This is a genomic window from Halomonas sp. AOP25-F1-15, assembly GCF_052378675.1.
In the GTDB taxonomy this organism is placed as follows: domain Bacteria; phylum Pseudomonadota; class Gammaproteobacteria; order Pseudomonadales; family Halomonadaceae; genus Vreelandella; species Vreelandella casei.
Genome location: NZ_JBQSXV010000001.1, coordinates 536666 through 555122, shown reverse-complemented (window position 1 = coordinate 555122; position 18457 = coordinate 536666). Strand labels below are relative to the sequence as shown.

The window sequence follows — 18457 nt, the reverse complement described above, 5'->3', positions numbered from 1 at the left end:
GCGTGCCCAGCCTGATAGAATCGCCCCCTTTTTCGCGCCAGCCGCACCAAACAACCTACTGTTGCTGCGGCAACTCAGTACTGGAGCCAATGTTATGGCCGCTACGCCTACGCCCCTTGAAGTGCGTAATATTAAAAAGCGCTTTGGCGATACGGAAGTCCTAAAAGGCCTTTCACTGCAAGCCCAAAAGGGCGATGTCATCACACTGATTGGCGCCTCTGGGTCAGGTAAAAGTACCTTTTTACGCTGCATGAACCTGCTTGAGCAGCCCGACGATGGCGAACTCATTGTTCACGGCGAGTCAATCCGCTTTAAGACAACTAAACACGGCCGCGAGCCGGAAGATTGGAAGCAGGTCGTGCAGATGCGGGCCAAGCTTTCGATGGTGTTCCAAAGTTTCAACCTGTGGGCACACATGACGCTGCTGGAAAATATTATAGAAGCGCCAATCCATGTGCTGAAAAAACCCAAAAAAGAAGCCCTAGAGCATGCCCACGCCTTGCTCGATCGGGTTGGCTTAACGGCGCGCGCCAATGCTTACCCCGCGCAAATGTCAGGTGGTCAGCAGCAGCGTGGCGCGATTGCCCGTGCCCTGGCGATGGACCCAGAAGTCATGCTGTTTGACGAGCCCACCTCTGCACTTGACCCTGAGCTTGTCGGCGACGTACTCAAAGTCATGCACGGTTTGGCTGAAGAAGGCCGAACGATGGTCGTGGTGACACACGAGATGAGCTTTGCTCGCGATGTATCCAGTCAGGTTATTTATCTTCATCAGGGCTTAGTGGAAGAAGCGGGGCCACCGGATCAGGTGCTTGGCAATCCGCAGTCTGCGCGTCTGAAACAATTTTTAGCACCCAAATACTGATCTGCGAGGCTTACCATGCTTGATTTACAAGGTTATGGTCCCCGGCTGATCGAAGGGGCTGGCGTCACTATTCAGTTGGCGGTGCTATCGTTACTCCTGTCGATTATTTTGGGGCTGCTAACCGCCACCGCAAAGATGTCGCGTAATTGGTTTTTAAGGCGAACGGCTACTGTTTACACTACGTTAATTCGTGGCGTGCCTGATCTCGTGCTTATGATGCTGCTCTTTTTTGGCGGCCAAATTGGCGTGAATGCTATTAGCGACATGCTTTATTACAACTACGAGATCGATCTTTATATTAACTTCAATGCCTTCGCCGCCGGCGTGCTGACCATTGGCTTTATCTTTGGCGCCTATATGGGCGAGACCTTTCGCGGTGCCTTTATGGCGGTCGACAACGGCCAGATTGAAGCGGGTAAAGCCTACGGCATGAGTAGCAGCCTAGTATTTAGACGCATTCGTTTCCCGCAAATGATGCGCCATGCGCTGCCAGGGCTATCGAATAACTGGATGGTACTGCTGAAAACCACTGCGCTGGTGTCCGTTATTGGCCTGACCGATATGGTTCGCGTAGCCGCCGAAGCCTCCCGCGCCACTCACGAACCGTTTACCTTTTTGATTCCCGTCGCAGTGGTTTATCTGCTAATTGCCAGCGTATCTGAATGGATTTTTGCGCGCTTGCAGAAACGCTATGACATCGGCTTTGGAGGTCAGTGAGATGCTTGATATTTCTACTTGGTTTAATGACCTGCTCGCTGACAACACCATTTTTACCGCGAATACGCTGGGCTACTACTGGGAAGGCTTGGTCACCACCACACAACTGGTCTTTTTATCACTGATTGCGGGGCTGATTATTGCCGTGCCGCTGGCGATTATGCGCAGCTCAAAGCACAAATGGATTAGTTTGCCGACTTACCTGTTTACCTACGTATTTCGCGGCACGCCGCTGCTGATTCAGCTTTACATCATTTATTACGGCGTGGTGTTTATCGACGGCATTCAAGAGTCTTTTTTATGGCCCATACTGCGCGGCGCTTTTTACCCTGCGTTGATTGCCTTCACGCTGAACACTGCGGCATATACCACCGAGATTTTTCGCGGTGCGATCAAAGCGACGTCGCAAGGTGAAATTGAAGCCGCCCGCGCCTATGGCATGTCACAAAGCCTAATGATGCGGCGAATCATTTTGCCCAGCGCCTTTCGTCGTGCCCTACCTGCCTACGGCAACGAAGTTATCTTTATGCTGCATGCCAGTGCGATTGCCAGCGTAGTAACCCTGATGGATTTAACCGGTGCCGCTCGATTTGTGTACGCGCGTTTTTACGCGCCGTTCGATGCGTTTCTGTTTGTCGCCGCTATCTACCTGTGCTTAACGTTCGGAATTTTGTACTTTTTCCGTTTCTTAGAAAAACGCCTATTGGCGCACTTACAGCCGCAAACGCCGTAATCAATCAATGCTAGCCCCTGGGCCTGATAAGTTTGTGGCAGTAGCAAACCTAAATCTACCACCGTCAAACAAGCGTTGGTTTATAGCAGTAATTGCCTCTTTTCGTCTGCCACCAGCTGGGGTACGTTAAAGGGGATGATAATTAGTAAACCTGTTTTCTACGGAGTAGAAAAATGAAAAAACTAGTAACGGTTTCTCTTCTGGGCGTAGCCATCGCCGCAGCCTCCTCCGCCCAAGCACGTGATTACGATAACGTGCGTATTGGCGTAGACGTTCCCTATGAGCCGATGGAATTTCGCACCGCTGAAGGCGAGCTTACCGGCTTTGATATCGACCTTGGCAACGAGCTGTGTGATCGCATGGGCGTTACCTGCGAATGGGTCGAGCAAGAGTGGGATGGCATTATTCCAGGCTTAATGTCACGCAACTATGACGCCATCATGTCGTCGATGACCATCAACGATGAGCGTCGTGAGCAGGTGCTGTTTTCTGACGCCTACATCACTATGCCGTCAGCCTGGTTCGCCGCCAGCGACCTGGACATCAGCGAAGCGAATGAAGAAACGCTGGAAGGCATGACCATCGGCGTTCAGCGCGGTACCTTGCAAGATAACTACGTCACGGACAACTTTAGCAGCGTCGCCGAAATCAGCCGCTACTCTACGGCTGACGACATGGTGCTGGACATGGAAGCCGAGCGTCTGGACATCGTTTTCCTCGACTTCCCGATTGGCAAAACAACGCTGCTTGAAAGCGACGACGCTGACTATGTGGTGATCGGTGAGCGCATTAGCGAACCCAAGGAATACTTCGGCGATGGCTTTGGTATCGCCTTCCGTCAGCGCGATGAAGCGCTAGCCGAGAAATTCAACGAAGCGCTGGCTGAAGTACAAGAAGACGGCACCTACGACGAAATCTTTACGCGCTACTTCGGCGAAGAGTAATCGCAGCACTCAGTAGGTAGTCTCCTGCTTAACGAGTAATAAGTGCTATCGTCACCCCGGCCTATGCCGGGGTGACGTGTTTTAAAGCAGTACAATGCCGGCACATTCTCGCTCAGCTACCGCCCATTCCCACTCCTTTCAAACGCAGCAAATTCAGTGAACTAGGTAGAACTGCCTGAGTCTGTGTATCATTGCAGTTGATCAACACGGAGGTTCTATGGCTCTTTCACCGGGTACTCACCCAGACACTCGCTCGCGCCCGTCATCCCATTGGACTGGCTGGGGGCAATGGTTAGCACTGTTCACAATGACCGTCGATCATCTAACGCGCTATGTATTGCCGGGTGATTGGGATTTAGGTTGGGCAGGTTCATCCATTGGCCGCATTGCTTTCCCACTCTTCGCTGCGATGGTGGCCTGGCACGGGCTGTTTAATACGCGTAACCCGCTACGCTATTCACGCCGCATTTTAGTGATTGGCCTGGTTGCTCAGCTGCCCTATATGGTCATGCCCCGCGCATCCGACGCGTTTATCTTAAACGTCTGCTTTACCCTGGCCAGTGGCCTAGTGCTGGGTACGTTAGTCCGCCAAGGCTGGCAGCACTATCAGCAGCAAACGCTAGGGTTACCTTGGCTATTAGCCGGTTCAGCGGTCGGTGTGACGGTTTGGTATTTACTCGGGTTTTGGGTGGAATACGGTCATAACGGGCTGCTGCTGATTCCGCTATTAATGTTTGCGATGCACGCATTACATCAGGCAGGCAACCATTTCCAAGCGCGCCTATGGGCGGGGCTAGCGGCCTTTCCAGTGCTCTGGATCGCAGGGCAAATGAATGCTTCGGATATGGCCAAATCATTCACCGTTGGCACCTGCGTCATCGTACTGATTTTAGCTGCCGGTGCGGCCCGCTATATTCCCACCGTCATCGTGGAGATGCCGCGCCGTTTATGGCTAGCCTGGTATCCCGGTCACTTCGCATTAATTGCGCTGTGGGTACTACTGAGTGGCCAGTTGAGCTAAATGCATTAGTGATCAGCAGCGCTCAATCATTAGTGCTTAATCAGTAGTGCTCAATCAGTAGTGCTCAATCGCCAGCACTAAAAAGCCGCCTGTTGCTAGCAGGCGGCTTTTTGCTATTACAGTTTGCTATCAGAGCTTGTCAGTAAAGCTTAGCGCTGGGGGCGGCGCTTCTGGCAGCAGCGCGCTACATGTGCGCACTTTTTCAAGCAGTGCGGCGTGGTTGGCCGCTAGGATATTGACGTGGGCAAGCTTACGACCGGCGCGCTCAGCTTTGTCATAACGGTGCAGATGCGTGTTAGCAAGCGCCAGCATGGCCGCGTTATCACCTTCGCGTCCAATAACGTTAATCATGCAGGTGGGCGCAATCGCTTGCGTATCGCCTAAAGGCAGGCCCTGTATCGCACGCAGATGGTTTTCAAACTGGCTGGTGACCGCCCCATCCATGGTCCAATGGCCAGAATTATGCACGCGAGGCGCCATTTCATTGGCTAGCAGGCTGCCGTCACGGGTTTGAAACAACTCCAGCGCCAGTACACCCACATAATCCAGCTCATCTAACAGCGCACGAATATAGCTATCGGCGGTTTGCTGAACGCTGGCATCCAAGTCAGGCAGCGGCGCGACCGAGTAGCGCAAAATGCCGTCGACGTGCTGGTTTTCCGCCATGGGATAGAACACCACCTCGCCATCGCGACCCCGTACAGCAATCATTGACACTTCGCGCACGAAATCAACGAAGGCCTCAACCACCAGCTGCGAGTGGCCGATAGCCGCCCATGCGTCCTGCGCCTGCTCAGGATGCTTCAGCACCGCCTGGCCTTTGCCGTCGTAGCCCTCAGTGACTGATTTGGCCACCACGGGGCAGCCAAGCTCACGAGCGGCAGCTTCAAGCTGCTCGGCACTCTCGACGACCCGGTAGGCGGGCGTGGGGATGCCCAAGCGATCAAACAGCGTCTTTTCTTCGACACGGTTCTGGCACACTTCAATTGCCCGGCTGCTGGGATATACCGGCTTGTGCTGTTCAATGTCGCGCACCAATTGAACGGGCAAGTGTTCAAACTCGTAGGTCACCACATCGACGTTAGCCAGGAACTCGGCCAAGCGCTGGTTATCGGGGTCGATGATCACCTCACCGATGCCTGCACTGGGGTTGCCCGTGGTATCCAGGAAGGTGAAGCGATTGCCCAGCGGATATCCTGCCAGCGCTAACATACGGCCAAGCTGACCGGCGCCTAAAATGCCAATACGTTGGGTCATGCCTGAATGCTTGGTAATACCAGACGTCATAACCGAGCTTCCTTATTCAACGTCCGGCTCGGGGCGCGGATCTGGGTTGTCGAGTACTTTCTGAGTCTGCTCAGCGCGAAAGGCTTCTACCGCACTGCGCACCGCAGCATCTTGCAGGCCGACGATTTGTGCCGCCAGTAGCCCGGCGTTGGTCGCCCCCGCTTTACCAATTGCGAGTGTTCCTACCGCAATACCACCTGGCATCTGCGCAATCGAAAGCAGTGAATCCAAGCCCTTCAAGGCTTTGGACTCTACCGGCACGCCCAGCACGGGCAGCGGCGTTTGTGAAGCAACCATACCCGGCAAGTGGGCCGCGCCACCCGCGCCAGCCACAATCACCTGTAGGCCGCGCTCAGCCGCGCTCTTGGCATAGTCGAACAGCAGGTCAGGCGTGCGATGAGCCGATACCACGCGCGTTTCATACGCCACGCCCAACTGTTCCAGCATCGCCACTGCGTGCTCCATGACGGGCCAGTCAGACTTAGACCCCATGATCACGCCCACCTTGGGTGTGCTGTTCGACGACATGCAAAACTCCTCGGCCCAACGGCCTATAAAAGCAAAACTAAATTGAAAAAATGGCGCGCACCAAGCCTGGCGCACTGAAAAATAGGAAGGCGGATAGTTTACCAGAGCTAGCCCGTTTGCGGGCTTTGCCTGCATCGTGAAATTTTCATCAAAAAAGGCATTGAAAAGCGCACCGGTTGGCGGCATTGTGTGTTTGTCATTTCAGACTAATGGAGCCACATGAGCACGGCACGCGCAACTGCCACAGCGGAACAGGTTGATCCCCCGCGAAGCAGCCCTGACCTCGATGTCAGGGAACTAGAAAAACGTACGCGTTTAATGCGTATCATAACGCGTCTGATCGCAGTATCAGACCTAGGAAGTCGAGACATTGCCCGTCGGGCAGGACTTCCCGTTCAAAAAATTAGCGACTTGCTCGCCGGAAGGCTTGAGCATCTGTGCGTGGATGAACTCCTCGCCCTGCGTCGCACCTTAGAGCTGGAGGCGCCTTAGCAGTATTCTTCTGCTTTCTCATCGCGCTTTCTTCCACAGGCCGCCTCCCGGCGGTCTGATCAAATATTTATCCTCTCGCATTTAAAAACCAACTCAATAGCTGCACCGATTCGCATACCTGCCATGATTTTTTTCTACTTTATACCCATAAAAAAGCGCAAGGCTTTGATATTCAGCCTTGCGCTTTACCGCTTCATGACAACGCGATTATTACGTCGATTTACTCTTGGTCGGTTACCGCACCGGTGCTGGCCGAGCTAACCAAACGCGCATATTTCGCCAGCACGCCACGGGTATAGCGGGGTTCAGGCTGCTGCCACCCCGCGCGACGGCGAGCCAGCTCTTCGTCTGACAAATCAACGTCAATGGTGTCCGCCTGGGCATCAATGGTGATGGTGTCGCCATTTTCCACCAGCGCCAGCGGGCCACCGTCGAACGCTTCCGGCGACACATGCCCAACCACAAAGCCGTGGCTGCCACCCGAGAAGCGTCCGTCTGTAATTAGCGCAACGTCGTTACCCAGGCCGCGGCCCATAATGGCCGATGTAGGCGTGAGCATTTCGCGCATACCCGGGCCACCTCTCGGGCCTTCGTAGCGAATAACCACAACGTCGCCAGCCACGACGGTGCCGTCATTAATGCGTGCCTGAGCTTCTTCCTCAGAGCCAAATACCCGCGCGGAGCCAGAAAAGCGCGTACCTTCCTTACCAGTGATTTTCGCAACGGCCCCTTCTGGCGCCAAGTTGCCGTAAAGCATACGCAAATGGCTTTCTGCTTTAACCGGCTTATCAAGCGACGCGATGATCGGCGGCTCAGCGGGGTAAGGCGCAATATTTGCCAAGTTCTCTGCCAGAGTTTTGCCGGTGACGGTCATGCAGTTACCGTGCAGCAAGCCTGCGTCCAGCAATACTTTCATCATTGGCTGAATGCCACCAATCGCCACCAGCTCGCTCATCATGTAATGGCCGCTAGGGCGCAGATCAGCCAGTACCGGCACGCGCTTACCAATCTCGGTAAAGTCAGAAAGCGTCAGTTCAACACCAATGGTGCGCGCCATACCAATCAAGTGCAGCACCGCATTGGTAGAACCACCCAACGCGATAGTGACCGTAATGGCGTTCTCGAACGCCTCGCGAGTCATGATATCGGAAGGCTTAATATCGGCTTCTAGCAGCGCCAGCACCGCTTCACCCGCCGCTTTACAGTCATCACGCTTCTCTTGAGAGATAGCGTTCTGCGCTGAGCTGCCCGGCAGGCTCATGCCTAGTGCTTCAATCGCGGAGGCCATGGTGTTAGCGGTGTACATACCGCCACAGGAGCCGGGGCCAGGAATAGCGGTTTCTTCGATATTCTTTAATTCGATCAGGTCGATATCACCGCGGGAGTGCGCACCCATAGCCTCGAACACTGAGACGATATCGGTGTGGCCTTTGCCCGGCATGATGGTGCCGCCGTAAACAAATACGCTGGGGCGATTCAAACGCGCCAAGCCCATCATGCAGCCCGGCATGTTTTTATCGCAGCCGCCAATTGCCACCAGGCCATCAAAGCCTTCACAGCCAGCCACCGTTTCGATGGAATCCGCAATGACTTCACGGGATACCAGCGAGTACTTCATACCTTCAGTGCCATTCGCAATGCCATCAGAGATAGTGATGGTATTGAAAATCACGCCTTTACCACCGCCGGCATCAGCGCCATCGCGGGCGAAGTCGGCCAACTCACCAATATGGCTGTTACACGGGGTCACCATGCTCCAGGTGGAGGCAATACCTACTTGGGGTTTCTTAAAATCATCATCATTAAAGCCCACCGCCCGCAGCATGGCGCGGCTAGCAGCTTTACCTGGACCATCGACCACTAGAGAAGAGTGGCGACGGGAATGTTGGGATGACTCAGTCATTATTGATCTCTCTTAGCTTTGCTCACGGTATCCGTATAGCTTGGCGATATATTTCGTATCCCGCAAGATGATTAACATATGGCACCATAGCGCTATGCCCATCGCCACTGCCGTCAAGGAATCATTCATTAAGGACTATCGTGCATGCCTGTAAACCCTCTGCTCTCACAAACGCCGTTAGCGCCAGGCTTTATGGTGGTGCATGCCAATCGTCTTGAAGACCTGCGTGGCTTGGCGGTGGAGTGGATGCGCAGGCACCCGTTAGCGCCGTTGGAAAATGAAACCATCTTGGTACAGAGCAACGGTATCGGGCAATGGCTAAAACTGGCGCTCGCTGAAGACCCCGCGCAAGGTGGCGCAGGTATTGCCGCCGCGCTTAATGTCACCCTGCCCGCGCGTTTTTTATGGCAAGCCTACCGCACGGTGCTGACGCATCTAACCGAAGACGAACAGGCCGTTCCCGAAACATCGCCGTTTGATAAGTCGCGCTTGATTTGGCGCTTACTGCGCCTGCTACCCAGCCTTGCCGAGCAAGAAACCTTTGCGCCGCTGGCACGTTTTTTAGAGGTCGATCGCGACCAGCGCAAGCACTACCAGCTGGCCGAGCGGCTGGCCGATCTATTTGATCAGTATCAGGTCTATCGCGCAGATTGGCTGGACGCCTGGGCGAAGGGCAACGATGTATTGATTACCGCCCGCGGTGAGGCGCGCCCGCTGGAAGCGCATCAGCAGTGGCAGCCGGCACTATGGCGAGCGCTACGCGACGATGTGGCCAACACACAAGGCGCTGCGGGCCTTAACAGCAGCCGCGCCCAGGTGCATAGCCGGTTTTTAATCGCCGCTGAGCAGCTAGAAGGCCAGCCATGCCCGCCCGGCCTACCCCGGCGGCTGATCATTTTTGGCATTTCATCGCTGCCGCAACAGACCTTGGAAGCGTTGGCGGCACTGTCACGCTGCTGCCAAATTGTGCTCTGCGTGCACAACCCCTGCCAGTACTACTGGGCGGATATCATCGAGCACAAAGACCTGCTGCGCGCCAGCCGCTATCGCCAGCAGCGTAAGGCGGGCATGCCCGACGCGCTGGATGTACTGGGTACCGGTGATGGCATTGATGCCCTGCATCTTCACGCCCAACCGCTGCTGGCCGCCTGGGGCAAACAGGGCCGCGACTACTTACGCCTGCTTGATGAGCACGACGATTCAGGCAACTACCAAACGCTGTTCGAGCAGCAGGCGCTACGAATCGACATGTTTGAGCCGTTTAGCGGCGAAGAACGCAACTGCCTGCTCAGCCAACTGCAGGACGACATCCGCGAGCTGCGCCCCGTCGCCGAAACCCAAACTCACTGGCCCGCGCTAGACGCTGCCGGCGACGACTCCATCGTGTTTCATATCGCCCACGGCCCCCAGCGTGAAGTAGAGATTCTTCACGACCAGCTGCTTGCCGCGTTCAGCGCCGATCCCGACCTTCGCCCACGCGACATCATCGTGATGGTGCCAGACATCGACCGCTACGCGCCGCACATTGCAGCCGTGTTTGGCCAGCTACAAAGTGACGACCCGCGCTACATTCCCTACACGCTGTCGGATCAGGCCAGCCGCCATCGGCTGCCATTGATGATCGCGCTGGAAAAACTGCTGCGCCTGCCCGAGCTGCGCCTCTCGGTAAGCGATCTTTTAGATCTTTTAGAAGTCCCCGCGCTGCGCACCCGCTTTGGTATCGATGAGCACGACCTGCCTACGCTGAGCCGCTGGATTGAAGGCGCGGGCATTCGCTGGGGGCTCAATGCCGAGCAGCGCACTCGGCTGGATTTACCTGAAGGGCTGACCCAGAACACCTGGGCATTTGGCCTGCGCCGCCTGCTGCTGGGCTACGCCATTGGTGACGCCGACGCCTGGCAAGGCATTGAGCCGTTTGACGACATTGGCGGGCTAGAAGCGTCGCTAGCGGGCCCGCTGGCCACGCTGCTAGAGCGCCTGGAAAACACCTGGGAAACGTTCTGCCAACCCACCGACACCGCCACCTGGGTGGCGCGGCTGCGCGAGCTGTTGGAAACTTACTTTGTGACCGACGACGCTCAAGAGAGCGTGATGCTCACCAAGCTGGAAACCGCGCTGCAGCAGCTGTTAGACAGTACCGACGAGGCCCAGCTTTTTGACCCCCTGCCGCTTTCCATGGTGCGCGAACACTGGCTGGGGCAAATCGACGAACATAGCCTGTCTCAGCGCTTTTTAGCCGGGGCGGTCAACTTCGCAACGCTAATGCCGATGCGCGCGATACCGTTCAAGCACGTCTGCTTACTGGGCATGAACGACGGCGAATACCCGCGTTCGCAGCCACCGCTGGATTTTGACCTGATGGGCAGCGACTACCGCCCCGGCGACCGCTCACGCCGGGAAGACGATCGCTACCTGTTTTTGGAAGCGCTGCTCTCTGCCCGCCAGCAGCTCTACATTAGCTGGGTAGGCCGCAGCCTGATCGATAACAACCCGATGCCACCCTCGGTGCTGGTCGGCCAACTGCGCGACCACCTTGCAGCAGGCTGGCACACGCAAAGCGGTGAACCGCTGCTCGATGCCTTAACCACCGAGCACCCGCTTCAGCCGTTCAGCCGTCGCTATTTCTCCGCGCAAACCAACGACTCACCCGCTCAGGCACGGCTCTTCACATACGCCCATGAGTGGCACGCGTTACACGCTCCACGGAAGGTCGAATCAAGCGTAAAACCATCACGGCTTGAGGCCGATAGCGAACAACCGGCTTCCATAAATCTAGCCCAACTAGGCAGCTTTCTACGTGAACCGGCGAAAGCTTTTTTCAATACCCGTCTAGGTGTTTACTTCGAACAGGAAGAACTCGCCCAGCTCGATGTGGAACCCTTCACCCTAGACGGGCTACAGAACTGGCAGTTGCAGGATCAGCTGATCGCCGCCCAGCGCCATGCAGTCGACAACGGCCTGCCGCGTATCGAAGCACTGCACGCGGCGCTTGAACGCTTCAAAGGCCAAGGCGTACTGGCGGTGGGTGCGTTTGGGGAGCGCATGCGCGAAGCGCTGGCGGAGCCTATGGAGGCACTGTTTAGCGCCTACGAAGAAGCCCTACAAGAGTGGCCCCACATAGTGACGGCACCCCAGGCCGTGCATGTTGTTGAAGAACAAGCAGTTGAAGAACAAGCAGTTGAAGAACAAGTTATTGAAAGCGTTGAAGGCAAGGTAACGCTGGAAGACTGGCTAGGCGAGTTACGAGAAGATAGCGAAGGCAACCGCTGCCGCCTATTACTGCTCAGCAGCAGCCTGGTCAGCCAAGGGCGCGGGCGGGCTCAGTACCGCTGGCAGCACCTGCTACGGCCCTGGGTCGCCCACCTAGCGGGTAATGCCGAGCGCCCGATGACCACGCAGCTGCTCTCCAAAGCCGGCCATGTGCGGCTGGAGCCTTTAGAGGCCGAGAATGCCCGCTACCAACTACACAACATGCTCAACGCCTGGCGCGATGGCATGCAGGCTCCGCTACCGCTCGCCCCGCAGGCCGCGTTTGCCTGGCTAGCCAAACAGGGCACGCCAGAATCTGACCCCGCAAGCGATGCCTACGCCGCCGCTGAAACGGCCTATGAAGGCGGGCGTTTTCAGGCCGGCGAAGTTGCCCAAAGCGCCTACCTCGCCCACCAATGGCCAAGCTTCGAAAGACTGTTTAACGAGAACAATAGCGGCCACGGCTTCGCGACACTGACTGAGATGCTTTATGCGCCACTGCATCGATCCATTAAAGGAGGTGCCGCATGAGCCAACTGCCGTCAACCAACAGCGTTACACCGCTTAACCCGCTTACGCTCCCGCTTCACGGCAGCCGGCTGATAGAAGCCAGCGCAGGCACCGGCAAAACGTTCACCATCGCGCTGCTTTACGTGCGGCTGGTGCTCGGCGGCCACAGCGTTGACGACGACACCGCCTTTATCCGCCCGCTCACCCCGCCGGAAATCCTGGTAGTCACCTTCACCAACGCTGCCACCCAAGAGCTACGCGAACGTATCCGCAACCGGCTGGTAGAAGCTGCTGAAGTGTTTCGCGATGATGGGCAGGCAAGCGATGAGCTTCTGCTAGAACTCCGTGACCAATACGCCCCCGCCACCTGGCCCGCCTGTTCGCGGCGCCTGGCGCTGGCCGCCGAATGGATGGACGAAGCCGCGGTTTCCACCATCCACAGCTGGTGCTACCGCATGCTGCGCGAGCATGCCTTTGATAGCGGCAGCCTATTCTCGCTCAATTTAGAGAACGACCAGCGCGAGCTGGAACAAGAAGTGGTGCGCGACTACTGGCGCAGCTTCTACTACCCGCTGGACAGCGACGCACTGGGCATTGTCACCCGCTACTGGAAATCACCGGACGACCTTCACGCCCCGCTGCAACGGCTGCTGCCAGAAAGCGAAGCACTGGGCGACGAAAAGCCCGAACCCAGCAAGACCCTGGCCGCCACCCAGGCCGAACGCGCCGCCCAGCTCAACGAACTCAAAGCCCCCTGGCCTGCCTGGCTGGATGAACTGGTGCCCGCTCTGGAAGACGCCGCCAAAAGCAAAGCCTTCAAAGGCCAAAGCTTCAATGCCAAAAGCCGCACCAACTGGCTAGGCGCACTGCGCGAGTGGAGCGAAAGCGACCTGGACCGCCCTGCGCTTACCGACGCCGCCTGGAAACGCATGACACCCGAGGGCATGGCCGATATCTGGAAAGACGGCGCACCGCCTTGCCCCCAGGTGTGGGACGCACTGGCACAACTACCGGCAGCGTTAGACGCCCTGCCCGAGCCGCGCAACGACCTGCTGATTCACGCCGTGCAGTGGTGCCGCGCCCGCCTGGAGCGCGAACAGGAACGCCGCGCCGAGATGGGCCCCAACGACCTGCTTACCCATTTAGACCGCGCCCTGCAAGGCCCCAACAAAGAAGCGTTAGCCGCACAGATCAAGCGCCAGTTCCCCGTGGCGCTGATCGACGAGTTCCAGGACACCGACCCAATTCAGTACCGCATCTTCAACGCCGTATATGACGTCGCAACGCCCCGCCGTGACAGCGCCATTCTGCTGATTGGCGACCCCAAGCAGGCCATCTACGCCTTTCGCGGCGCGGATATTTTCACCTACCTGCAGGCCCGCCACGACACCGATGGCCGCCATGTAACGCTAGGCACCAACTTCCGCTCCAGCCTGGCCATGGTCGCTGCGGTCAATCACTGCTTTAGTTACGCTGATCAACATCACGCCGGGGCCTTTTTATTCCGCGCTGATGGTGGCAACAACCCGCTGCCGTTTAACCCCGTCAACGCCAAAGGCACCAAGGACACGCTGGTGCTCAACGGCCAGCCGCTACCCGCGATGACCCTGTGGCCCCTTGAAAGCGACGAGCCGCTCTCCAAAACCGCCTATCAAACCGAGATGGCCGAGCGCTGCGCCTCGCACATGGCCGCGCTACTGGAAGCAGGCCGCCAACAGCAGGCGGGCTTTGCGAAAGCGATCGACAACAGTGCGACGGGCGATAGCAGTGTGAGAAGCGGAGAGCAATCACTCACTCCGCTGACCCCCTCGGACATGGCCGTGCTGGTCAACGGCCTGCAGGAAGCGCGGGCGATTCGTTTGGCCATGGCCAGCCGGGGCATCAAGAGTGTTTACCTTTCCGATCACGACAAGGTGTTTAGCTCCCCCATCGCCCCGCAGCTAGCCATTTGGCTACGCGCCTGCGCCGAGCCCCAGGCCAACTCCCGCCAAGCGGAGGCCAAACTGCGCGCCGCCCTGGCAACGCCAGTGATCGGGCTAAGCCTTGAAGCACTCGACCATCTCAACCAGAGCGAACTGGCCTGGGAAGTAAAGGTTGAGCAGTTCAGCGGCTACCACCGCCTGTGGCAGCGCCAGGGCGTGCTGCCGCTGGTACGCCGCTTGATGGTGGATTTTGATATCGCTGCACGGCTGTTGAGCGAGTTTGCCGAGGGTGAGCGTTTGCTAACCGACCTGCTCCACCTGGGCGAAATGCTGCAGCACGCCAGCCAAGAGCTGGATGGCGAACACGCGCTGATTCGCTTTCTCGCTGAGGCGATTGCCGACCCGGATAGCCACGGCGACAGCCACAAGCTGCGCCTGGAGAGCGACGCCGATCTGGTCAAGGTCGTGACCATTCACAAATCCAAGGGGCTTGAGTACCCGCTGGTGTTTCTGCCGTTCATTTCTAATCACCGCCCGGTCAGCGACAGCGACCTGCCGCTGCGCTGGCACGACAGCGAAGGCAAGCTGCAACTCAGCCTAAGCGCCGATGAAGCAACCCTGGCCACCGCCGACCGCGAACGCCTCGGCGAAGACCTGCGCAAGCTCTACGTCGCGCTCACCCGCGCCCGCCACGCAACCTGGCTGGGGCTGGCGCCGCTTAAAGGCAGTGAGAACAGCGCCATCGGCCATCTCATCAACGGCGGCAAGGGCATCGCCCCCAGCGCGTTTACTCAAGCGCTAGGCGAACTGGTGGCAGGCAGCGAAATCAAGCTAAGCGCCGCCCCGGAACCCACCGCGCTGCGCTTCACTCCAGCGCCGGAGCAACAGGCACTAGGCCACGCCCGCACGCCGCTGCGCCCCGCCCGTGAACAGTGGTGGATCGCCAGCTACTCGGCGCTGCGTACTTCTGGGGCCGTCTCTGGATCTAGCACCACCCCGCTGCCAACGCCCACGCCAGAACCCACCACGCCCCAGGAAGCCACCACCCTGGAAGTGCTGGACGAGCCCCACGACAATGCCATCAACACCGAAGCGTTTCACTTACACCGCTTTCCCCGCGGCCCCGGCCCCGGCACCTTTCTGCACGGGCTTTTAGAGTGGGCGGGTCAGCTAGGCTTTCAACACGCCTTGGCAGACCCCGCCGCACGGGAAGACATGCTGCGCCGCCGCGTGCAGCTACGCGGCTGGCAGGCATGGCACGACACCCTGGCGGGTTGGTTTGAAGAGCTGCTCGCTACGCCTCTTCCCCTGCCACAGCCGCTCTTACAATCCCAGCCAGAGCCCGGCGAAGGCGGCCAAGTAGCACTAAGCGAACTAGGCAGCTATCAGGTAGAGCTGGAGTTCTGGTTTGCCGCCCATCAGGTGGGAACGCGCAAATTGGATGAACTGGTAAGCAATCATTTACTGCCCGGAGTATCACGCCCCGCGCTGGATGCCGACACGCTCAACGGCATGCTGAAAGGCTTCATCGATCTCACGTTTGAGCATGAAGGTCGCTTCTATGTGCTCGACTGGAAGTCCAACTACCTGGGCAGCGACGACAGCGCCTACACCTTTGATGCCCTGCGCAACGCCATGCTCGAAAAGCGCTACGACCTGCAAGCGGCACTCTACCTGCTCGCGCTGCACCGCCTGCTCAAAGCGCGCCTGCCCAACTACGACCCGCACCAACATTTGGGCGGGTCAATGACAGTGTTTCTGCGCGGCAGCCGTACCGCCGCCCGCGGGGTACACGCCGTGCCCGCCCCGGTCGCGATGATTGAAGCGCTGGACCACTTATTTGCAGGCACAGCGGCAGATACCGCAGCCACCCATCAGGAGGCGGTCGTATGAGTAAGCGCGAGACGGACTCTATGAATTTCGACCTGTTTGCCGATGACGCACCGCCCGTTCCGGCTGACTCAACGGCACCGGCAGCAGCATCGAAAGAATCAGTCACCAGTGCCGAGTTGCCACATCCCGCGCTAAGCGATACCGCCGCGCTGCTACAGCTGTGTGAGCGCTGGGTTTCCCGTGGCTGGTTGCGGGATTTAGACCTGGCGCTGGTACGCTTTTTTGAGCGCGAAAGCCAGAACGCCCCGCCGTTATTGCTGCTAGGGGCGGCGCTAGCAAGCCACCAGCTTGGCCGCGGCCACGTGTGCCTGGATTTAGCCGCCACCCTGGAAGCCCCGGATTTTGCCCTTTCGCTACCGCCAGAAGGCGACGACCTAAACGACCCGCCGCCGCTGCCCAGCCATGTGCTGGCCACGCTAACGCTGCCCGAATGGCAGGCCGCACTTAGTCACCCCACGCTGATCAGCGACGGCCCCGGCAATACGCCGCTGGTGGTGAGCCACAGCGGCAACACCAGCAAACTCTACCTGCGCCGCTACTGGCAGTTCGAGCAAACCCTGCATCAGGAAATTGCCAACCGCGTTAGCACGAGCAACGAACCGGATAGCCCGTTACTGAAAAGCGCGCTGAATACGCTATTTCCCGCCAGCGACAGCCTGGATTGGCAAAAAAACGCCTGTGCCCTCGCCGCCCGTAGCCCGTTCGCCATCATCACCGGCGGCCCCGGCACTGGCAAAACCACCACCGTGGTGCGCCTGCTAGCCCTGCTGCAAACGCTGCAACTGGCAGAACCCAACGCCCATCCGCTGCGCATCCGCCTAGCAGCCCCCACCGGCAAAGCCGCCGCACGGCTAAATGAATCCATCGCCGGGCAGGTGAAAGACCTACCCCTTAGCGGGTTGGAATCTCTATTAGCTGAGCAGTCAGCCACCTTCTCATCGAACGCAATAGACATTCCGACGGAAGTGACCACAATCCACAGGCTACTTGGCGCACGCGCCGACACCCGCCACTTCCGCCACAACGCCGCCAACCCGCTGGCGCTGGATGTGCTGGTGGTGGATGAAGCCTCGATGGTGGATATCGAAATGATGACGGCGCTGCTCAGCGCCCTGCCCGCCAGAGCCAAGCTGGTGCTGCTGGGGGATAAAGACCAGCTGGCATCGGTAGAAGCAGGCGCCGTACTGGGCGACCTGTGCCGCCGCGCCGACGCTGCCCACTACACACCCGCCACGGCGCAGTGGCTAGCCGAACTCACCGGCCACCCGCTGCCGGGTGAATTAATCGACCCGGACGGCCAGCCGCTGGATCAAGCCATTACCATGCTGCGGGTAAGCCACCGCTTTACTGAAACAAGCGGCATCGGCCAGCTCGCCCAGGCGATTAATCAACCGCTAAGTGAGGCATTGCAGGAACGGGATAAACATCAAGCGGTGCATGGTGTACTGAATAACGGCTACGCCGACCTGCACCATTTAGTATTGAAGCCTGACGCGCAAAACGAAGACAGCGCCCTGGAGCGCCTGGTGATCACCGGCAGCCCGGAACGTTTTCCCAGCGCAGGCGAAGGCCGTACCAATTTCAAGGGCGAGCCAATTGCACCGCCCACTGGCTACCGTTATTACCTGAATACCTTAGCGAGTGAGCGGCCTGATACGGCCCTAAAATTTGAAGAGAACGGCGACGTTTACGATGCCTGGGCAAAACAAGTGCTAACCGCCTACAGCCGCTTTCAGCTGCTATGCGCACTACGCAAAGGCCCATGGGGAGTAGAAGGCTTAAACCTGCGCATCGCCAAAACATTACGCAGCGAAAAGCTGCTGTTCGGCAACGACCACACGCTAGAAAAAGGCTGGTTCGAAGGCCGCCCGGTACTGGTCACCCAAAACGACTACGGCCTAAAACTGATGAACGGCGATATCGGCATCACAATGGCAGTGCCAGATCCCCGCACGCCCGGAAGGTCTCTTTTACGCGTAGCCTTTCCGACCAGCGACGCAGAAAACCCCATCCACTGGGTGCTGCCTTCACGCCTGCACGCGGTAGAAACCGTATTCGCGATGACAGTACACAAATCCCAAGGCTCTGAGTTTCAGCACACCGCCCTGCTGCTACCGCAAATGCCCAACCCCATCCTCACCCGCGAGCTGGTCTACACTGGCATCACCCGCGCCCGCGACTGGCTTACGCTGATCGAAGCCAAACGCGGGATATTGAATGATGCAGTGACTAGGGAGGTTATGAGGGTTAGTGGGGTTGGGATGTTGTAGTCAAAACAGACATTACCGGTGGTGGTGTCGGTTTTCAGCCAGAAGCGGTCTTTTAGGCGACACTGATATAGCGCTTCAACGCCTCAATCACCGGGACACGAAGCGTAGTTGTAATTTATGCTA

Annotated in this window: 12 protein-coding genes; 9 read left to right on the top strand and 3 right to left on the bottom strand. The window is 57.9% G+C overall.

Annotated features, from left to right (window positions below; genetic code table 11):
- Positions 1-94 precede the first annotated feature (94 nt).
- The 5 genes from ACT3TF_RS02455 (at position 95) to ACT3TF_RS02435 (ending at position 4280) form a co-directional block, all read left to right on the top strand.
- Positions 95-865, top strand: coding sequence for an ABC transporter ATP-binding protein (locus tag ACT3TF_RS02455; RefSeq protein WP_441684717.1), 771 nt, complete (start codon positions 95-97; stop codon positions 863-865).
- A 15-nt stretch (positions 866-880) separates the two neighbouring features.
- Positions 881-1582 carry an ABC transporter permease gene (locus tag ACT3TF_RS02450; protein WP_441684715.1) on the top strand — a complete coding sequence of 234 codons (702 nt, stop codon included), beginning with the start codon at positions 881-883 and terminating at the stop codon, positions 1580-1582.
- Between the two features lies 1 nt (position 1583).
- The gene (locus ACT3TF_RS02445; RefSeq protein WP_441684713.1) at positions 1584-2315 is read left to right on the top strand and encodes an ABC transporter permease; all 732 of its coding nucleotides are present in this window, start codon (positions 1584-1586) and stop codon (positions 2313-2315) included.
- Positions 2316-2488: 173 nt separating this feature from the next.
- Positions 2489-3259 (top strand): transporter substrate-binding domain-containing protein, encoded by a 771-nt coding sequence (locus ACT3TF_RS02440; RefSeq protein WP_441684711.1) that lies wholly within the window; start codon positions 2489-2491, stop codon positions 3257-3259.
- A 217-nt stretch (positions 3260-3476) separates the two neighbouring features.
- Complete coding sequence (locus ACT3TF_RS02435) at positions 3477-4280, top strand: TraX family protein (RefSeq protein WP_441684709.1); 804 nt, start codon at positions 3477-3479, stop codon at positions 4278-4280.
- A gap of 129 nt (positions 4281-4409) precedes the next feature.
- Here the strand turns inward: ACT3TF_RS02435 and ACT3TF_RS02430 are convergent, their stop codons facing one another.
- Positions 4410-5567, bottom strand: coding sequence for a 5-(carboxyamino)imidazole ribonucleotide synthase (locus ACT3TF_RS02430; protein ID WP_444671506.1), 1158 nt, complete (start codon positions 5565-5567; stop codon positions 4410-4412).
- Positions 5568-5579: 12 nt separating this feature from the next.
- Positions 5580-6095: a 5-(carboxyamino)imidazole ribonucleotide mutase gene (gene purE / locus ACT3TF_RS02425; RefSeq protein ID WP_096278903.1), complete on the bottom strand. Its 516-nt coding sequence runs from the start codon at positions 6093-6095 to the stop codon at positions 5580-5582.
- Positions 6096-6314: 219 nt separating this feature from the next.
- Between purE and ACT3TF_RS02420 the strand changes: the two genes are divergently transcribed.
- Positions 6315-6587, top strand: coding sequence for an XRE family transcriptional regulator (locus ACT3TF_RS02420; protein WP_096278901.1), 273 nt, complete (start codon positions 6315-6317; stop codon positions 6585-6587).
- Between the two features lie 220 nt (positions 6588-6807).
- On the opposite strand, the gene ilvD is transcribed toward ACT3TF_RS02420, so the two are convergent.
- Positions 6808-8490 carry a dihydroxy-acid dehydratase gene (gene ilvD / locus ACT3TF_RS02415; RefSeq protein WP_444671505.1) on the bottom strand — a complete coding sequence of 561 codons (1683 nt, stop codon included), beginning with the start codon at positions 8488-8490 and terminating at the stop codon, positions 6808-6810.
- Positions 8491-8634: 144 nt separating this feature from the next.
- On the opposite strand from ilvD, the gene recC reads away from it, so the two are divergent.
- Genes recC through recD form a run of 3 tightly spaced genes read left to right on the top strand, consistent with a single transcriptional unit; the run spans position 8635 to position 18334 of the window.
- Positions 8635-12270 carry an exodeoxyribonuclease V subunit gamma gene (recC, locus tag ACT3TF_RS02410; protein WP_444671504.1) on the top strand — a complete coding sequence of 1212 codons (3636 nt, stop codon included), beginning with the start codon at positions 8635-8637 and terminating at the stop codon, positions 12268-12270.
- Positions 12267-16064: an exodeoxyribonuclease V subunit beta gene (recB, locus tag ACT3TF_RS02405; protein ID WP_444671503.1), complete on the top strand. Its 3798-nt coding sequence runs from the start codon at positions 12267-12269 to the stop codon at positions 16062-16064. Before recC ends, recB begins: the two co-directional genes overlap by 4 nt.
- Positions 16061-18334, top strand: coding sequence for an exodeoxyribonuclease V subunit alpha (gene recD / locus ACT3TF_RS02400; RefSeq protein WP_444671502.1), 2274 nt, complete (start codon positions 16061-16063; stop codon positions 18332-18334). Before recB ends, recD begins: the two co-directional genes overlap by 4 nt.
- The last annotated feature ends 123 nt before the right edge of the window (positions 18335-18457 follow it).

Coding starts and splice junctions, on each gene's coding strand:
- ACT3TF_RS02440 (WP_441684711.1), top strand. CDS start 2,489: ATGAAAAAACTAGTAACGGTTTCTCTTCTGGGCGTAGCCATCGCCGCA.
- ilvD (WP_444671505.1), bottom strand. CDS start 8,490: ATGACTGAGTCATCCCAACATTCCCGTCGCCACTCTTCTCTAGTGGTC.
- ACT3TF_RS02430 (WP_444671506.1), bottom strand. CDS start 5,567: ATGACGTCTGGTATTACCAAGCATTCAGGCATGACCCAACGTATTGGC.
- purE (WP_096278903.1), bottom strand. CDS start 6,095: ATGTCGTCGAACAGCACACCCAAGGTGGGCGTGATCATGGGGTCTAAG.
- ACT3TF_RS02435 (WP_441684709.1), top strand. CDS start 3,477: ATGGCTCTTTCACCGGGTACTCACCCAGACACTCGCTCGCGCCCGTCA.
- recD (WP_444671502.1), top strand. CDS start 16,061: ATGAGTAAGCGCGAGACGGACTCTATGAATTTCGACCTGTTTGCCGAT.
- ACT3TF_RS02420 (WP_096278901.1), top strand. CDS start 6,315: ATGAGCACGGCACGCGCAACTGCCACAGCGGAACAGGTTGATCCCCCG.
- recC (WP_444671504.1), top strand. CDS start 8,635: ATGCCTGTAAACCCTCTGCTCTCACAAACGCCGTTAGCGCCAGGCTTT.
- ACT3TF_RS02455 (WP_441684717.1), top strand. CDS start 95: ATGGCCGCTACGCCTACGCCCCTTGAAGTGCGTAATATTAAAAAGCGC.
- recB (WP_444671503.1), top strand. CDS start 12,267: ATGAGCCAACTGCCGTCAACCAACAGCGTTACACCGCTTAACCCGCTT.
- ACT3TF_RS02445 (WP_441684713.1), top strand. CDS start 1,584: ATGCTTGATATTTCTACTTGGTTTAATGACCTGCTCGCTGACAACACC.
- ACT3TF_RS02450 (WP_441684715.1), top strand. CDS start 881: ATGCTTGATTTACAAGGTTATGGTCCCCGGCTGATCGAAGGGGCTGGC.